Origin of the sequence: Methylophilus sp. TWE2, from assembly GCF_001183865.1 — a bacterium.
Lineage (GTDB): Bacteria > Pseudomonadota > Gammaproteobacteria > Burkholderiales > Methylophilaceae > Methylophilus.
This window is the reverse complement of record NZ_CP012020.1, coordinates 1622418-1640742: the sequence shown is the minus strand read 5'-3', so window position 1 is coordinate 1640742 and position 18325 is coordinate 1622418. Positions and strand designations below refer to the sequence as shown.

16 protein-coding genes are annotated in these 18325 nt (G+C 49.6%); 9 read left to right on the top strand and 7 right to left on the bottom strand.

The genetic code is table 11. From position 1 onward, the window contains the following. Positions 1-38: 38 nt before the first annotated feature. Entirely contained in the window at positions 39-2273 is a 2235-nt protein-coding gene (locus ACJ67_RS07905; protein ID WP_082163960.1) for a bifunctional diguanylate cyclase/phosphodiesterase, read from the top strand. Here the strand turns inward: ACJ67_RS07905 and ACJ67_RS07900 are convergent. From ACJ67_RS07900 to flhB, 7 genes are read right to left on the bottom strand one after another with little or no spacing between them, the layout of a single operon-like run. Beyond that, entirely contained in the window at positions 2270-3139 is an 870-nt protein-coding gene (locus tag ACJ67_RS07900; protein ID WP_049638601.1) for a flagellar motor protein MotB, read from the bottom strand. The two genes, ACJ67_RS07905 and ACJ67_RS07900, sit on opposite strands and share 4 nt — an antisense overlap. Then, positions 3139-3891, bottom strand: a complete 753-nt coding sequence (locus ACJ67_RS07895) for a flagellar motor protein (RefSeq protein ID WP_049638600.1) — start codon at positions 3889-3891, stop codon at positions 3139-3141. Before ACJ67_RS07895 ends, ACJ67_RS07900 begins: the two co-directional genes overlap by 1 nt. After that, the gene (locus ACJ67_RS07890; protein ID WP_049638599.1) at positions 3891-4625 is read right to left on the bottom strand and encodes an RNA polymerase sigma factor FliA; all 735 of its coding nucleotides are present in this window, start codon (positions 4623-4625) and stop codon (positions 3891-3893) included. The genes ACJ67_RS07895 and ACJ67_RS07890 overlap by 1 nt, the downstream gene beginning before the upstream one ends. A gap of 17 nt (positions 4626-4642) precedes the next feature. After that, a complete protein-coding gene (locus tag ACJ67_RS07885) occupies positions 4643-5446 on the bottom strand; it encodes a hypothetical protein (RefSeq protein WP_049638598.1) in 804 nt (267 codons plus the stop codon). Position 5447: 1 nt separating this feature from the next. Then, a complete protein-coding gene (flhF, locus tag ACJ67_RS07880; RefSeq protein WP_049638597.1) occupies positions 5448-6788 on the bottom strand; it encodes a flagellar biosynthesis protein FlhF in 1341 nt (446 codons plus the stop codon). Positions 6789-6790: 2 nt separating this feature from the next. Beyond that, positions 6791-8878 (bottom strand): flagellar biosynthesis protein FlhA, encoded by a 2088-nt coding sequence (gene flhA / locus ACJ67_RS07875; protein ID WP_049638596.1) that lies wholly within the window; start codon positions 8876-8878, stop codon positions 6791-6793. Positions 8879-8899: 21 nt separating this feature from the next. Continuing rightward, positions 8900-10072, bottom strand: coding sequence for a flagellar biosynthesis protein FlhB (gene flhB, locus ACJ67_RS07870; protein WP_049638595.1), 1173 nt, complete (start codon positions 10070-10072; stop codon positions 8900-8902). A 609-nt stretch (positions 10073-10681) separates the two neighbouring features. Between flhB and flhD the strand changes: the two genes are divergently transcribed. The 8 genes from flhD to cheA all read left to right on the top strand — a co-directional run bounded on the left by flhD (position 10682) and on the right by cheA (position 18320). Continuing rightward, complete coding sequence (gene flhD, locus ACJ67_RS07865) at positions 10682-11002, top strand: flagellar transcriptional regulator FlhD (RefSeq protein WP_018985217.1); 321 nt, start codon at positions 10682-10684, stop codon at positions 11000-11002. 49 nt (positions 11003-11051) lie between these two features. Next, positions 11052-11618, top strand: a complete 567-nt coding sequence (gene flhC, locus ACJ67_RS07860; protein ID WP_049638594.1) for a flagellar transcriptional regulator FlhC — start codon at positions 11052-11054, stop codon at positions 11616-11618. A gap of 41 nt (positions 11619-11659) precedes the next feature. Continuing rightward, entirely contained in the window at positions 11660-12511 is an 852-nt protein-coding gene (locus tag ACJ67_RS07855; RefSeq protein ID WP_231587123.1) for a class I SAM-dependent methyltransferase, read from the top strand. A gap of 516 nt (positions 12512-13027) precedes the next feature. After that, a complete protein-coding gene (gene motA / locus ACJ67_RS07850; protein ID WP_049638593.1) occupies positions 13028-13888 on the top strand; it encodes a flagellar motor stator protein MotA in 861 nt (286 codons plus the stop codon). A gap of 27 nt (positions 13889-13915) precedes the next feature. Then, positions 13916-14848 (top strand): flagellar motor protein MotB, encoded by a 933-nt coding sequence (gene motB / locus ACJ67_RS07845; RefSeq protein ID WP_049638592.1) that lies wholly within the window; start codon positions 13916-13918, stop codon positions 14846-14848. A 106-nt stretch (positions 14849-14954) separates the two neighbouring features. Then, on the top strand, positions 14955-15497 hold the full coding sequence (locus ACJ67_RS07840) for a hypothetical protein (protein ID WP_049638591.1): 543 nt from the start codon (positions 14955-14957) through the stop codon (positions 15495-15497). Positions 15498-15539: 42 nt separating this feature from the next. Then, positions 15540-15908: a response regulator gene (locus tag ACJ67_RS07835; RefSeq protein ID WP_019882300.1), complete on the top strand. Its 369-nt coding sequence runs from the start codon at positions 15540-15542 to the stop codon at positions 15906-15908. Positions 15909-15938: 30 nt separating this feature from the next. Continuing rightward, complete coding sequence (gene cheA, locus ACJ67_RS07830) at positions 15939-18320, top strand: chemotaxis protein CheA (RefSeq protein ID WP_049638590.1); 2382 nt, start codon at positions 15939-15941, stop codon at positions 18318-18320. Positions 18321-18325 lie beyond the last annotated feature (5 nt).

Genomic DNA, 18325 nt, shown 5'->3' with positions numbered 1-18325 from the left:
GGCAGTTGGATTTTGCACTGCGGTTGTGAAAGTATGCGATGTCTACAGTAAATCTCGTGCCAAATGGTGTCGTTTTGGCAGACCATGACTTGAACCATTCATTTGAAAAATGGTGCTCGCAAGTTGATTCTTCCGGTTTTTATCTTGCAGTAGAAACAGACGACCAGGGCCATTGCCTCTCAGTGCTGGCCAGTCATTCACCTGCGTTGGAAGGTCACCTTTGGACATATCTTCCTTTGGTGGCACATGACCCAGTCAGGGCGATTTTGTCTCCGCCAGCGCCTGACATCAGGCATCGTACGTTGCACGTGGCATACCATGATAGTGAGAATCGCTGGCTGGAATGCTGTGCGCATTATTTTAAATCAGTGACTGGCGAGTCGCGCTGCTTGCTATTGATTCGCCAGACAACACATGAGACTCCGTCTGCGGCTGATTTCCAACAGGAAAGATTACGTGCGATTGCTTATGAACGCATTAAATTTTCTCTGCTGGAACTGATTTTAAAAGAGCAGGATGCGCTCAGGATTTTAGAGAAAATTGTGCATGATATTGAGCGCATACACACAGAAGTGTATTGCGCGATTGTGCTAACGAGAAACCTGGGCAAACTGGTGCAAACAGTGATTGCATCTTCATTGCCACAGGCAATGTTGCAAACATTGCGCCAGCTGCAATTGGATACGGGGAATGGTTCGCTTGCGACATCGATCGCGACAAAACAGCGCGTCGTTGTAGAAAATGTAATGACGCACCCGTACTGGCTCAATCACCGTGAAGCAGCCAGGGCGTCTGGCATACAGGCGGGCTGGTCTGAACCTATTTTAAGCGCTGAAGGAGAGGTGCTGGGCGCGTTTGCCATGTATTATCGGCAACCCCAAACACCGAGCGCGTTTGAGCTGTCCATGATAGAGCAGGCGGCAAAACTCGTGAGTATTGTCGTTGACCGCCATTTATCTCAAGAGTCTATCCAGAGCCTGGCTTACTATGAACCTGTCACGGGTTTGCCTAATCGTAGAAAGGTGTATGAACACCTGCATCAATTGCGCAAAGAGGCAACCCATGGCCAATGGGGAATGATTTATATAGACCTCGATCACTTTAAATGGGTGAATGAGGCGCATGGCCACACCACAGGAAACCAGCTATTGCATCAAGTCGCAGAGCGCTTGCAGAAGGCAGCTGAACCCCACTTCATCGCCTGCATGGGCGGAGACGAGTTCGTCGTGCTCTTGTCTGGTCTTGCATCTCATGCTGACGAAGCTGCAGAGCAAATGTGGCACATGCAGCGCCAGTTGCAAAAAGTGTTTCAGCGCCCGTTCAAGATAGGGGCACAGAAACTGTCGATCACGGCGAGTATGGGTTTATGTAGTTTTAATGAAACAGATCCTGGCGAGACTGACTATGTGAAAGCAGCTGATATTGCCATGCACAAGGCCAAGCAAGCCGGGCGCAATCAAGCTTGTCTCTATGAGCCGGGAATGCAAACCGAAATTGCAACCAAGGTCATGCTTGAAGCTGATTTGCGTGAAGCCATTGCCCAGCAACAATTACGTCTGTATTACCAAGTTCAGGTAGACCATACCGGGCGGCCGTTCGGGGCAGAGGTCTTGCTCAGGTGGCACCATCCCCAACGCGGGGTGATTTCCCCATTGGCATTTATTTCGGTTGCGGAGAACAGTGGCCTCATTGTTGAGATGGGTCAATGGGTACTTGACCAGGCTTGTGCTCAGATTGCCTGCTGGCAGCAATCTTTAAATACCCGGGAGCTCAGCTTGTCGGTGAATATCAGTGCACGCCAGTTTCGTCAGGCCGACTTCGTAGACATGGTCAAAGCATGTATCCAGCGCCACCAGATTAATCCGAACGCATTGCGCTTGGAGTTAACAGAAAGCCTGTTGCTGGAGAACGTAGACGATGCTGTGTTGATTATGGAAGAACTTAGCCAGCTGGGCATACAGTTTTCATTAGACGATTTTGGAACGGGTTATTCTTCTTTGCAATACCTGAAGAAACTCCCGCTGTACCAGCTTAAAATCGACCGTTCGTTTGTGCATGACCTCGTCACTGACAGTCACGACCGCACCATTGTGCGTACAATTATTGCGATGGCACAAAGCATGTACCTCAATGTGATTGCCGAAGGTGTTGAGACGCAAGCACAGTTGGAGTTGTTATCGAATAACGGTTGCCGTCGTTATCAAGGCTTTTTATTCGGCAAACCGATGCCGATAGAAGCATTTAGCGAATGGTTGCAAGTGAGACTGACTTAAGGCGTGGCTTGCGCGGGCGAGACTTGTGGCTCAGTCGCAGACAAGGCCGGGGAGGGCGTTATCGCTGGCTGTATCTCTTGCCTGTTCGCGATATTGCTACTCTGCTGTGTACTACTTTCTGCCGTTAAAATCCGCAGGGTAATGCGACTATTCAGCGCCTGGGCAAACTCGTTGTCACTACTTGAAACCGGCTTGGTTTCTGCCATGCCCGTTGCGGATAACCATTTGCTGGCAATGCCTAGCCCCGCAAGGCTGGCGGTCACATGTGCAGCTTGCGCTGCGCTCAGTTCCCAACGCTTGGTTTCTGCATCCGTCTGACCATTAAACAAATGCCTGTCGCAGTGACCTTCTACCTGTATGGTGCGATATTCATTTTTTAATTGGCCACTGGCAGCATTCAATACCGCCAGCGCCTGTGGTGTATAGGTGGCCTGGAGACTATTAAACAGCAGGCTGCTTTGTATATCCACCTCTATGCCAAGATCGGATTGGTACACTGCAATCAACTTCTGCTCAATCCAAGGAGTAAGAGTGTTGGCTAGTTGCTGGCCAATCGCATGAACCTTTTCCTGGTCGCGCTGCTTTTTTTCCTGGTACAAATAACTTAAAGGCAACGGTTTAAGCAGAGAGCTCTGATTCTGCAAGTTGGTTTGTGTTTGCGCATCCAGTGTCGTCACCTGGCCTGGCTTGCCTTGAAAAGCCGTCACCACCGCGTCAGAAAGCGCACGGTATTTATTCAGGTTGATGGTTGAGGTGGCATACATCACCACAAAAAAAGCAAACAGCAAGGTAATAAAGTCGGCATAGGAGATCAGCCAGCGTTCGTGGCTTTCTTCCTCATCGTCCCATTTTTTGCGTCTGTACATTACGATCCCCGCAGATGCAGGTATGATTCAAGACGCTCACTGACCAGTTTTGGGTTGTCGCCACGGGCGATAGAGACCCAGGCGTTCAGCAACATTTCGCGGCGCGACATTTCATGCTGAATATGGCCTTTGAGTTTGTTTGAAATGGGCAGGAAAACGAGGTTTGCCAGGGCAACCCCATAAATGGTGGCTACGAATGCAACGGCAATGCCGCTCCCGATTTTCGCCGGATCAGAGAGGTTTTCCATGACATGGATCAGTCCCAATACCGCACCAAGAATGCCGACAGTAGGGGCATAACCACCGGCGGCAGACCAGACCTTTGCGGCTTCACGCTCTTGCATCTCATAGTAATACATATCAATGGCGCAGACTTCACGGATACGGTCAGCAGGGGTGCCATCGACCAGGAGCTGCAATCCCTTGCGTACAAATGGATCTTGCTCTCGCTTGATATAATTTTCCAGTGACAGCACGCTCTCCTTGCGGGCTTGCTGACTCCATTGGTTGATTTTGATCGCGAGCTTTTTCCGGTCGTCGTGCGGATGCACAAAGACCAGGCGCAACATGCGCAGGCCTTTGATAAATGACTTGAGCTCGGTTTGCAGTAGTACGGCACCTGCTGTACCCAGCATCACCACCGCAAACGCTGCCGGCTGCATCAATGAGTTAAGGTGACCACCATCAATCACCTGACCCAGTACCAAACCGGAAAGGGCAATCAGGAGGCCGGCCAGGCTACCCCAATCCATCAAGCGACTCCGGTCCAGGCCCTGTCGCGCATGGAGGCGCGCAAGCGTGCGACCGCCTGGCTATGCAGCTGGCATACGCGGGATTCCGACACATTCATGATTGCGCCGATTTCCTTCAGGTTAAGTTCCTGTTCGTAATACAGGCCCATCAGCATTTTTTCACGATCAGGCAAATGCTCAATCGAGTCAATCAAAGCTTCGCGGAAGTCGCTTTCCAAAAGCGCTTTCACCGGATCACTGCTGTCGTCATCGACGTAACGGTCCAGAAAATGTTCGCCGCCGTCGTCATCCTGAAAATCTTCATAATAAATCAGCTGGTGACCCTGGCAATCGCTCAGCACATCATAGTAGTCTTCGAGGCTGAAGTTCATGTGCTTGGCAATTTCTGATTCAGTCGGTGGCCGTCCCAGCTTTTGTTCCAGTTGCTGTACGGCCACTTCGATATCACGCATGTTTTTACGGATGCCGCGCGGCAACCAGTCGGCACCACGCAATTCATCGAGCATGGCACCGCGTACACGCTGTGAAGCATAGGTTTCAAACTGTGCACCATGCGTATCTTCGTAACGCTGGATGGCATCCATCAGGCCTATCATGCCAGCTTGAACCAAGTCATCGAGCTCAACGCATGAGGGCAGTTTGGCTTTCAGCTGGTAAGCCATTTTCTTGACCAGGCCGCTATGCTGTTTGAGCATCTGGTCGGTATTGTGAGTTGTGCCTTTAGCGGTATACATGTTTTTCCTCTTCTACGTCAGGCAACTGCCAGTGAAGGCATCGTGTTACGTTGCTTTTCGAGACGATGTGCCACTGATTTAAAAGCCAATGCTGTCTGGCCTGGTTTGTGAGTATTAGGTAAAGCATTGTCAGCCCTGTGGCCCGACATTGTTGACGCTGATCTGGTTTCATCGGCCGGTATCGCGCCGAGAAACTCAAGCGTCACGCCCAGGAACTGTTTGCAAACCTGATTCAAACGCATAAAGTATTGTTGGCCTTGATCATGACTCGCCCCAGTGACGACGACGCTCAACGGGACGTCACCATGCTGCTGGCTGATATGTTTAATGGTCACATAAGCCGCTTTGATGGCGGTATCGCTTCTGTCCATTTGAATCACCAGTTCATGCTCAGCGCTGACGGGCAATGTCAGGTCATACGCTTGTGTATCCAGCTGTGTTTCAATCATGACGGTATCGTAGTCATATGCAAGTTGTCTCACTATACCGTCTAGTTGTGTTTTTAAATCTTGTGATAAAGGCGAGGTTAACAGGTCATTTTCAGCCAAACAGCTGAGATCATACCCTTGCGGATGTTTAATAATTCCACGTTTGATAGCGCTGTTATTGGCTGCGATGGCCTGTAAAGAGTAGGGCGTCGCAGGCTGGCGATGGGCATGAATCAACAGCAAACGCTGTTCTGGCATTAGCATGCTCATGGCCAAGTTGCGGATCCAGGCGGTCGCAGGCTGACCATTGGCCCCAATCACACTGATGATACGGGCAGAGGACTTGGCCATGATCCGGCGCAAACCATCTGCTTGGTCACGGTAATTAAACATGCTAGTGCTCCTGTGCGGCCGTTTGCATCATACTGGATATCACCAGGGGTAACTCTTCATCCAGATATTGATAAGGCAGGCTGGCCTGATGTGGTGTCAACACGCGTTCTACCAGTGCCTGTTTGTCTGCCACTTCAATATCCTCAGGCACGCGCTGCCCGCTGGTGGTATAGAACAGGCGCATACGTTCGCGAATCAGCACGTCCAACACATTGCCGATAGCAGCGGCTTCATCCAGTTTGGTGACGATACAGCCAGCAATGTCATGTTTTTTGTAGCTACGCATCACATCAGTCAAAGTGTCGCCTGTGGAGGTTGCATTCAGGCACAATAATTTCTGGATCGGTGAGTCGGCGCGGCTCAACATTGACAGCTGCTCAGTCACTGCCTGATCACGCTGACTGACACCCACGGTGTCTACCAGAATCATGTGCTTGTTTTTCAATTCATTCAGGGCAATTTTCAGGTCCTCTTCATCTTTGACGGCATGCACCATGACACCCAGGATCTTGCCGTAGATACGCAGTTGCTCGTAACCACCAATCCGGTAGCTGTCTGTCGTGATCAGCCCCAGGTTTTGCGTGCCATGTTTCATCACATAACGGGCTGCCAGCTTGGCCGTGGTGGTGGTTTTACCCACACCGGTTGGGCCCACCAGGGCGTAAATGCCGCCACGGTCCAGCAGTGCATCTTCATCGTCCAGCGTATGCAGATTGCGGCTGATCACTTCTTTCGCCCACATTGGGGCCTTGTTCACATCAATATGGTTAGGCATTTTTTCGGCAATCTGGCGCGACAGTGCAGCACTGAAACTGGCAGAGAGCAGAGTGCTCAGCACCTTGGATTTGGCCGGGCTGTGTTGCAAATGGTGTTGCCAGGTCATGGCACTCATCTGGGTTTCAAAATGGCTGCGCATCTGCCGCATTTCCTGCATCATGCCCATCATTTTTTCTTCCAGGGTTTGTGTGGCTACCTGGTAAGCCTGTTCCTGCTGTTGATTGTGCTGTTTCAGCATATCCATAATGGCTGATTCGTGTACCGCTGTTTCTTCAATTGCTTGGGCATTCGCGGGCATGGCAGGCGCAGTGCTTGCCTGAGGCGTTACCTGGCGAGGCTGATCCTTGGCAGTCACAAAGTCGAGCAGACTACGACTGTTATCCATCGATGTTGCTGCTGCGGCCTGGCCCGATGTAGTCGCAATATCGGTTTCCAGCATGGCCATGATTTCGGTACCACCATTGACACTGCGGTTCGCGACAATAATGGCATCATCACCTAATGCTTGCTTGACTTGCGCCAAGGCTTCACGTGCATTTTTGCCAAAAAATCTTCTGATGTTCATAATTATTGCGCTCCGATTAAACTGGTGACACGAATGGATTTGTTGTCTGGCAGCTCGTCATGTGACAACACTCTGAGATGCGGGACAGTTCTTCTTAAAAATCTGGATAAAGCCTGGCGTAGTGGGGCAGCGACCAGTAATACCGGCGTCAGGCCCATTTGCTCTTGTTGTCTGGCTGCCACTTCTGTCTGTTGTGACAGTCTCTCGGCAATGCCAGGTTCAATCACACTTTGGCTGGACTGATTGTTTTGCAAGGCTTGCAGTAACATTTTCTCAAGCTGTCCATCCAACGTCATGGCGGTAATTTCATTGCTGTATGGGAACAGGTCTTGCACAATGGCACGGCCGAGCTTGATACGCACCATGGCGGTCAGGTCGTTGGCATCCTGTGTATATTGTGCGTGGTCGGCAATCGTTTCCAGGATGGAGCGCATATCGCGAATATGCACGCCTTCGTTGAGCAGGTTTTGTAGTACTTTCTGCAGGCTGGAGAGAGTGATCATTTTGGGGACGATTTCCTCAATCAGTTTGTTGGAATCCTTGCCTAAATGATCTAACAGTTGTTGCACTTCCTGACGGCCCAGCAGTTCACCGGCATTCAGTGAAATGATATGGTTCAGGTGGGTGGCAATCACAGTGCCAGCATCTACTACCGTATAGCCCAGGCTTTGCGCATATTCTTTGCGTTCAGGCTCAATCCATACTGCTGGCAGGCCAAAAGCCGGGTCGGTGGTTTTAGCGCCTTCCAGCTCGCCGGTCACGGCACCTGGGTCAATCGCCAGCATCTGGCTATAGTTGGATTCACCCGTGGCCATTTCCACACCTTTCATCGTGATGCGATACGCATTCGGTTTCAATGTCAGGTTGTCACGGATGTGCACTGTAGGCGCCAAAAAGCCGATTTCCTGGGCGAATTTCTTGCGGATACCTTTAATGCGCTTGAGCAGCTCGCCCCCCTGGCCTTTGTCAACCAGTGGAATCAAACGATAACCCACTTCGAGTCCAATGGTATCTACAGGCAGCACATCGTTCCAGGTCGCTTCTTCGGCTTCACTGGCTGGGACCAGCTTGTCTTCTGCTTTAGGCTCCAGAATAGCCTGTTGTTTGGCTTTTTCTTGTTTTTGTTTGACAGAATAGGCCATGCCACCGAGTAAGCCACCCAAGCCCAGGAACGCCAGGTGAGGCATGCCTGGAATCAGGCCGATACCGCCGATGATGCCCGCAGTGATAGTCAAGACGCGTGGATTCTCAAACAATTGAGTAATCAACTGGCCGCCGATATCTTCATTGTTGGCTACACGGGAAACCACCACACCGGCAGCGATAGAAATCACCAGCGAAGGAATCTGGGCCACCAGGCCGTCACCAATCGCCAGCATGGTATAGTTTTTAACTGCATCGCCAAAACTAAGGTCATGCTGCACCATACCGACAATCAGGCCACCCACAATATTGATCAGGATGATCATGATGCCAGCAATCGCGTCACCACGTACATATTTACTGGCACCATCCATGGCGCCATAGAATTCGGATTCCTGGCCAACTTCTTTACGGCGGCGACGGGCTTCATCTTCACCAATCAGGCCGGCATTCAGGTCAGCGTCAATCGCCATTTGTTTACCTGGCATTGCGTCCAAGGTGAAACGTGCGCCCACTTCAGCAATACGACCAGCACCTTTAGTGATCACGGTAAAGTTGATAATGGTCAAAATCACAAACACCACGATACCAACCGCGTAGTTACCGCCGATCAGGAAGTGACCAAATGCCTCAATGACTTTACCAGCGGCATCCGGTCCGGCGTGGCCTTCAGTCAGTACTACACGGGTAGAAGCAACATTCAATGCCAGACGCAGCATGGTGGTCATCAGCAACACGGTAGGGAAGGCGATAAAGTCTAGTGGCTTGGTGGTTTGCAAGCCTATCATCAGTACCAGGATAGACAGCGCAATATTAAAAGTGAAGAACACATCGAGCATGATGGCCGGTAACGGCAGGATCATCATGGCCAACAGCAATACAATAATGAGTGGTGCCGCGACTGCGCGGCCATCCAGTTTTCCCATCCATTGTTGCCAGTTGTTCATCTTAAACTCCTAAACCTTCAATTACTCAATCTCGGCTGCAGTCGCAGGCGCGGCATTCAATGCATGTGGATCCAATGCATCTGGTACTGGTACATTAACCGGCATGACCGGACGCACACCACCATGCTGATTGAATACACGCAGTTGAAACACATAGGCCAGAATTTCAGCCACCGCTGAATACAACGTTTGTGGAATCTCGCGCTCCAATTCGGCATGGGCATACAAGGCACGTGCCAGTTTTGGGGATTCCAAGGTCATGACTTGATGTTCAGCAGCAATTTCCTTGATTTTTTGGGCAATCACATCCGCCCCTTTGGCCACCACAACAGGGGCACCGTTTTCACCTTCTTTATAACGTATCGCGACCGCGTAGTGGGTTGGGTTGGTAATCACCACATCAGCCTGCGGTACGTTACTCATCATTCTTCTGCGGGCCATCTCGCGTTGTTGTTGGCGGATACGACCTTTAATCTCAGGGCTACCTTCAGATTCCTTGGACTCATCCTTGAGTTCCTGTTTGGTCATTTTGTGTTTCTGTGCATATTGATAAAGCTGGTAGGGCACATCAATCACGGCAATGAGTACTAATGCAGAAGCGATGGTCAGAAATCCGGTGACCATATAATCGCGCACAGTGCTGATACTGGCTTCCAACGGCATCTGGGACAACCCCAGCATCGGCTGCAAGTCTTTCTTGACGATTGCATAACCGACCGAGGCCACCAGCACTGTTTTAGCAATCGATTTCACTAATTCAACCAGTGAGTTCTTGGAGAACAGGTTAGCCAGTCCCTTCATTGGGTTCAGTTTGCCAAAATTAGGCACCACAGACTTCTGTGACATTACCCAGCCGCCGACCAGAATAGGGGCAGCCACCGCCACAGAAACAATAATCACTGCCAGTGGTAGAAAAGCCCACATCGCCTGCTCAATCACTTTCACCATATGTACGATCAACAGCTGCGGTTCAAATGCCATGGCCCGGTCTATGCTCAGACCTTGCCGCAATACATTCTTCATGGCATCCCCCATGGGGCGGCTCAACATCATGATCGCCATACCACTGGTAAACAGCACAGCACACGCAGCCAATTCGCGCGACCGGGGAACATCGCCGTCTTCGCGTGCCTTCTCCAATCGCTTGGGGGACGCGTCTTCGGTTTTTTCCATATCGCTGTCTTCAGCTGCCATGTCCTAAACTCTTTCGTTTCACGGATACAACACAGGTTGCATTTCTTAAGGGTGATTATTGGACAGATAAGTGCATTTTTATCATGGGAATAAAAGGGCTTATTGACCGCTTTCCATCATTTACATTGCTTTAAATGTTAATAAGTGCAAAATAAAAAATTATTTTCATATTTAAAACAATGCCTTATGAAATTTTTGAGATTTTTTTATAACCCGACCCTAAAGTTTTAGTTTGTGCTGTCGTTAACCGGGATAGGGCAAAAAGCATTGATGAAAGAGAAAAGGCAAACTAAAGCAAACAAAAAACAGTTGTTTACGGAATACAACCGGAAAACTTTAATTATTTTTTGAATTGGAAAGGACAAGACACTGCGAAGATAGTCATACTTTTATTGCAGTTTAACTTTAAATATAAATCATAACTTATTGATATTTATAGTTATGATAGTAGCCACGTAAGCGTTTGTAAGACAAACACCTACGTGGCCGTTTTCGTCTGTCTTACAAAAGAAACCGACAAAGCCTGCTTGTTGCAGTTCATGATTGCGCGCAAAGTACGCCTAACGCTCAGGCGTACTTAAATCAACGCTAAAAAACGGAGAAAAGATCATGAACATGCAAAACGATTTACTCGCTGAAATCAAGGATGCCAACCTGAACTACCTGATGTTGGCCCAACAACTGATCCGCGCTGACAAAGCGACTGCCATCTTCCGCCTTGGTATTAATAAGGAAATCGCAGACCTGTTGGAAAACCTGACTAACTTGCAACTCCTTAAACTCTGTAACACCAATATGTTGCTGACTCGCTTCCGTTTTGATGATAGCGAAATCCTGGGCATGTTGACCAGCTACGCCAAAGACCCAGCCCAAGCGCACTTGCACACAGCAGTGTTGATGTCTGCCCAGGCTGCAGAATCTACTATATAACGGTTGTCCCGTTTCCATCTGACGATTAGAAATAGAAAAGAGGGTTATCATGCAAAAGAAGAGTGTAGTCAACGAGGCTGAACAAATTCAACTGGCCATGCAAATGATTGAACTGGGCGCACGCCTGCAACTGCTGGAATCACAAACCACTTTGTCACGTGAGCGTTTGATCAAGCTGTACAAAGAGATGAAAGGCGTTTCTCCACCTAAAGGCATGTTGCCATTCTCTACTGACTGGTTTTTGACCTGGCAGCCTAATATCCACTCTTCAATTTTCTATAACATCTACCGCTTTATGGTGGAGTACGCTGGCGTAGACGGTATCCAGGCCATCATTAAAGCCTACACCCTGTATATACAGCAAGTACAAAATCCTGATCCAGCCCAACAAGACGAACCAGTATTATCACTGACCCGTGCCTGGACGCTGGTACGTTTTATCGAAAGCAAAATGCTGACAACCAAAGTCTGTCATTGCTGTGGCGGTCAATACATCGTCAACAGCTACGACCTGAATCAGAACTATGTATGCAACCTGTGCCACGTGCCTTCACGTGCCGGCAAAACCAAAAAAGCCAAAGAACTCAGCTACAAACTGGTGTCTATGACTGCTTAAGTAGTGAGCAGGTGATGATTCCTGCGAAATGAAGGATTAGCATGCATTCAGTAAAACTCTCGGCAGAGGCGTTACCATCCCAAGCATGGATGCAGCGTCTCTTGCCAAAAAGATTATGGGCGCAGGCCTTGCTGATCCAGTGTGTGAGTATGCTGTTGTTGACGAGCCTCGCAGGCAGCGTCATCAACAGCGTATTTGCGTTTGAGTTGCATAGCCTGGGGATTCCTCTGGATTCCCTCTGGTGCTGGCTGTTGTTGCATATATGCATGGTCAGCCTACTGGCAAAATTAGCCGGTATGCCGGTGTGGTGGCGCTGGATCCATGTCATTTTCCCGCTGGCTGTCGTGTTCATGCAGCAGGTCGCATTGCCTGCTGGTGTGTATTTTGCCGGGTTTATCATGACCCTGGCGCTTTACTGGTCAGTGTATAACACCCGCGTTCCGTTTTATCCCTCTTTTCCGTCCACCTGGCGAGCCATGCACCGTATCTTGGAGCAACATGCGGATGATCACTCACTGAAAGTACTGGATATTGGTAGTGGCATCGGCGATATTGCCATGTTTCTCGCCAAACAGCGTATTCACGATGATGTCTCAGGCATCGAAATTGCACCATTACCGTGGGCCATCAGTGCTGTACGGGCCATCTTTTCAGGTACCAGTGTCAAGTTTACGTTGGGTGACTACCGCCAACTGGATTTTGCAGAATTAGACGTGGTCTTTGCCTATCTTTCGCCTGCGGTCATGAACGACGTCTGGCAAAAAGTACAACAAGAGATGCAGCCAGGCAGTTTGTTTGTCAGTTCTGAGTTTCCGGTGCCTGATGTCCATGCTAGTCGAATCATTTACCCTGCCGTCAACGCACCAGCCTTGTACGTTTATCAAATAGGCTAATATCCTTGTAGCACCAGCCAATAATGGCCACGATATTTTGAGTGGTTTCGTTATGCATCTTTTCCTAGGGCCTGTTAACGCTATTTCAGTTGCCACTGCTGGAGAGCATTTATTCGTTACGCAAGGCGGAAAGAGAGCAGTGTAGTTTGCTGGATAAGCGATAGACAGCGAAGCGAATCAATGACTCCAGCCCGCAGGGTTACCTCTGTCATCTGCGCTCTGCGCATTGCTCGACGCTTGTTGGGAATCACCAAACTGCGCTTCTCACGCCTTGATAACACTGATGACAGAGGCAACATCGACAATCGAAATAGCGTTAACAGGCCCTAGCAAGATCGCATCAACAATAGTGTGTGTTTTTGCTTCCATATTTTTCTGCCAAATTTAATTTCACCCCTGCGATCTTCGTTCACTTAGCCAACCAATTTGGCTAGCTAAATCCCTTTTATTTGGAAAAATGAATTTCATGCCAGGTTGATATGCTGTCCATATTAAATGCTAAAAGCGGAGTAAAGCATGTTTGTCATCATTGGATACGTAGTCGTTTGTGGCATGATTTTTGGGGGTTATGCACTGGCCGGTGGACACTTGGGCGCATTGTGGCAGCCGCTGGAGGTCATGATGATTTTCGGTGGTGCGTTTGGTGCCTTTATTGTCGGTAATGACAGTAAAGCGATCAAGGCCACCATGAAATCAATCCCAACCTTGTTTAAAGGTTCCAAATATAACAAACAGCTCTATATGGATTTACTAGCCTTGCTGTTTGAAATCCTGACCAAAATCCGCAAGGATGGGCTGATGTCGATTGAAAAAGACATTGAGGATCCTGAATCCAGTGCCTTGTTCAGTAAATATCCCTCCATCCAGCACGACCATCACCTGATTGAGTTCATTTGCGATTACCTTCGCCTGATGGTGTCAGGCAATATGGATGCCTTCCAGGTCGAAAACCTGATGGATAACGAACTGGAAACGCACCATATGGAAGGCCATGTACCCGCGCATTGTATTGCCAAACTGGGTGACGGTTTGCCAGCGTTTGGTATCGTGGCTGCGGTGATGGGGGTGGTACACACCATGGAAAACGTGGCGTTGCCACCCGCTGAGCTAGGTATCCTGATTGCCCATGCGCTGGTAGGGACTTTCCTCGGTATTTTACTGGCATATGGTTTTATTGGTCCCTTGTCCGGTTTGCTGGAACAGAAGCTGGAAGAATCCAGCAAGAGTTTCCAGACCGTTAAAGTTGTATTGCTGGCTAGCCTGAATGGCTATGCGCCACCGATTGCAGTGGAATTCGGCCGCAAAGTATTGTACTCAACCGAGCGCCCTGGCTTTACCGAGCTCGAAGAGCACGTCAAACAGGCCAAATCCAAGTAATTACATTAAGACCGCCAGGAGAGCGTCATGGCTGAAGAACGTATTGCCCCGATTATCGTTAAGAAGATCAAAAAGAACGGCGGCGGCCATCACGGTGGTGCCTGGAAGATTGCCTATGCCGACTTTGTTACAGCGATGATGGCGTTTTTTTTGCTGATGTGGCTACTAGGCTCAACTTCGAAAGCGCAAAAAGAGGGCATTGCTGAATACTTTCAAACGCCTTTGCACATGGTACTCATGGGCCCGTCACTGGGCCAGAGTGACTCGGCATTGAGAAATACGGGTGGTAAGGATGTCACCAAGAAACAAGGCCAGGTGAAACCGGTAGAAGGCGATCCGGGCAAACTCAAGACTGTCAAAATTGAAGATGTTAAAGAAGCGTTGAAGCAAGCCGAAAAAGTCAAACTGGAAGCACTCAAGGCCAAAATCGAGCAGGCGATTGAAGATAACCCGACGCTGCAACAGTTCAAGTCCCAACTCAAGCTGGATATCACCAGTGAAGGTTTGCGCGTACAGATCATTGACGAGCAGAACCGTCCCATGTTTGAAAACGCCAAAGCGGAATTGCAGCCTTACGCCAAAACAATTTTGCGTGAAATTGGCAAAACCCTGAACGGGGTAGATAACAAAATCAGCCTGTCTGGCCACACCGATGCAGCAGCTTATGCGCATGGAGATCAGGGCTACAGTAACTGGGAATTGTCAGCGGACCGGGCCAATGCCTCTCGACGCGAGTTGATTGCGGGAGGCATGGATGAAACCAAACTCATGCGGGTAGTCGGCCTGGGTTCAGCCATCATGATGGATAAGGAAAATCCGTTTAACCCGATTAATCGGCGTATCAGTCTCATCGTCATGAACAAAGAAACCGAAGAGGACTTGCTCAAGGATAACGAACAGATTTCTGTGAGTGAACAGGATAAATCGCAGGTGGAAGCATTGCAGAAAAAACCGGAATAGCCAACGCAATAGAACGTGGCTAGCCGTTACGTACAAGAAATGAATCATTTTTACATGGTTTATTTCTTGATTGAAAACCAGGGGAATCAGGCAAGATAGGACCACTATGAAAACATTGCCCATAGAAGAACTACGAGAATTACTGGCCGCGGTCTCGCGTCATGGCGACTGGCATTTGCTCGAGATCGAAACCGATCTGCAGCAGACAGCCTTTTTGCTCAATGAAGCGATCGAAAAACTGAGTGCAAGTTTTATGACGGTATATGCCCAATTGCTGGAGCAGCAATCCGCATTACAACTGTTGGCCGATGCAGGTAAATTGCTGCCAGAAGAAATGCAGCAATTACAGGTGTTCCAGGACAATATTGGCCAGGAAGTGAACAAGGTGGTCACCGGCATGCAGTTTCAGGACATGACCAACCAGTTGTTACAGCGCACCATTAACCGCGTGAACGGGTTGAAAGAATTATTACATGAGCTTTCCAGCCATCAGTTTCCGATGGCGGCAGAGGACGAGCATGAAGAAATCAGGAATTTCATCATGCAGCTCAACCAGAATTTTGATCAGGGTAGCCAGCATCTGACCGGCAATTTACGCAAGTCGGTCAACCAGCAGGATTTGGCTACCGGTGACATCGATTTATTTTAATCACAATGGCGTTAACAAATTAGTGAAAAAGGCGAATCAAACATGGCGAAAACAATTTTAACAGTAGACGACTCCGGATCATTGCGTCAGATGGTGGCTTTTAGCCTAAAGGCCGCCGGCTATGATGTTGTGCAGGCAGTGGATGGCCAGGATGGCCTGAACAAGGCCAAAGAGAAAACCGTGGACCTGGTGTTGACTGACCAAAACATGCCGGTCATGGATGGCCTGACACTGATCACCAATTTACGTACGCTGGCGTCTTACCAACGCGTGCCTATCCTGATGCTGACTACCGAGTCTTCTGATGAGATGAAGGCCAAAGGTAAAGCTGCCGGCGCCAACGGCTGGCTGGTCAAGCCTTTTGACCCAAAACGCCTGATTGAGGTTGTACAAAAAGTAATCGGTGCTTAGGCATCGATAGGTAAAGGACTGGAGTAAACAATGACAGTGGATATGAGCCAGTTTTATGAGGTGTTCTTTGACGAGGCCGAAGAGTTATTGGCTGAAGCAGAACACCTGTTGCTGAGTATTGACGTAGAGTCTCCTGATAATGAGCAATTAAACGCTATTTTCAGGGCGGCACACTCCATCAAGGGGGGCGCTGCGACTTTTGGTTTTATGGACATGGCGGAAATTACCCATGTGCTGGAAAACCTGCTGGATAAAATCCGTAAGAATGAAATGGCGCTGACCACAGAACACGTCGATGCCTTTTTAGCCGCCAAGGATGTGATCAAAATGCAGGTTGACGGCCATCGCCATGGTTCTGAAGTCAATGCTGAGCAAGTGAGTGATGTTTCCATGATGCTCAAATCACTGTCGGAAGGTAACAGTGCGATTCCTGCCGACCCGGTGATTGCTGCCTCTACGCCAGAACCTGAAGTACTCGTCGTCGCCACTGAAAAACCCGCACTGACGATTACAGATGAAGAAAAAGCAAAAGGCATTACCCTGTATGACGTTGGCTTACCTCAGGTGACTGAAAGAGACTTGGTCAATCTGAAGGATGAGCTGGCCTTGCTGGGTGAAGTCGCCGCCTATCAACGTGGTGAGAATGCGCATGCATTACTGGTGAAAACCGATTCCAGCGCTGATGATATCGTCTCTATTTGCTCCTTTATTGTAGATGCCGATGCCCTAGTGATCCAGGTGGCTGGTGAAACAGCAGTTACGGCTGAAACTGCACCGCCAGCGACTGCCCCGGCCGCAGTGGCTGTGGAGGCCGCCACTCCGGCAGCAGACGCCGATGTTGGCTATGGTTTCTTTGATGATGACCCTATTATCAAAACGGCTGAAGGCACTGCCGATGATGGTAAAGTAAAAGTGGCGGAAGAAATGGGCTATGGCCTGTTTGCCGAAAATGGCCAGGAGCAGCAAGAAGAGGGATATGGTTTCTTCGCCCCATTCAAGCCACATCCTGATGCACCCAAAGCGCAAATGATTGGTGATGACAATGCCGCCGCTGCGTTGACTAAAGCGAAAGAAGAGGTCGCAGCCGCACCTGTGGCAGCAGCACCTGCTGCACAGGAAGAGCGCCGCAACCAGTCCCGTCGCGAGTCTGACAAACCTGCCGCTACCCAAAATGCTGAAAGCAGCTCTATCCGTGTGGGCATCGAAAAAGTTGACCAGTTGATTAACCTGGTGGGCGAACTGGTGATTACACAAGCCATGATTGAGCAACGTGTCAATGCGCTGGATCCTATGGATAACGAAGCGCTGATCAATAGCGTGAGCCAGCTCACTCGTAACACGCGTGACCTGCAAGAGTCTGTCATGTCTATTCGTATGATGCCCATGGATTTCGTGTTTTCACGCTTTCCACGCATGGTGCGTGACCTGGCTGGCAAACTCGGCAAAAAAGTGGATTTCGTCACCAGTGGTGCAACCACAGAGCTGGATAAGAGCTTGATTGAACGTATCGTGGATCCATTGACCCACCTGGTACGTAACAGTGTCGACCATGGCATTGAAAAACCTGAAGTGCGTAAACAGATGGGCAAAGCAGAGAACGGAACGCTGACCCTGTCTGCCGCACATAAAGGCGGTAGCATTGTGATTGAAGTGACGGATGATGGTGGCGGCTTGAACCGCGATAGAATCCTGGCTAAGGCCGCTTCCAATGGCCTGCCTGTCAACGAAAGCATGACAGATGCAGAAGTATATAACCTGATTTTTGCACCAGGGTTCTCTACCGCAGAAGTGGTGACTGACGTTTCGGGCCGAGGTGTGGGCATGGATGTCGTGAAACGGAATATTACTGCCATGGGCGGCAATATCGAGATCCGTTCTGCATTGGGCTATGGCACAACCATTTCGATCTCATTGCCGTTAACACTGGCAATCTTGGACGGCATGTCCGTTTCTCTGGACAAGAGTGTCTACGTCGTGCCTTTAAACCTGATTGTAGAAACACTGCAGCCTCGCGCCGAGGACCTGAAAACGGTGACTGGCGAAGGCCTGATGGTGCACGTGCGTGGGGAATATCTGCCGATTATTGCCTTGCATGCCTTGTTTAATCACCCGACCCAGATCACCAACCCGACCGATGGTGTGTTGTTGATCCTGGAAGCAGATGGCAAAAAATCTGCCTTGTTTGTCGACCGACTGGTCGGCCAACAGCAAGTGGTGATCAAGAGCCTGGAAACCAACTTCAAACGTATTCCCGGCGTCTCTGGCGCTACCATCATGGGCGACGGTTCAGTCGCACTGATCCTGGATGTCCCGGCGATCATCCAAATGGGGCAAACCACGAATTACGTGACTGGTGGCGTTGCTTTTTCCAGCCAGAATTACCCAACCTCAAAAAATCACATCAATGCATAAGGAGT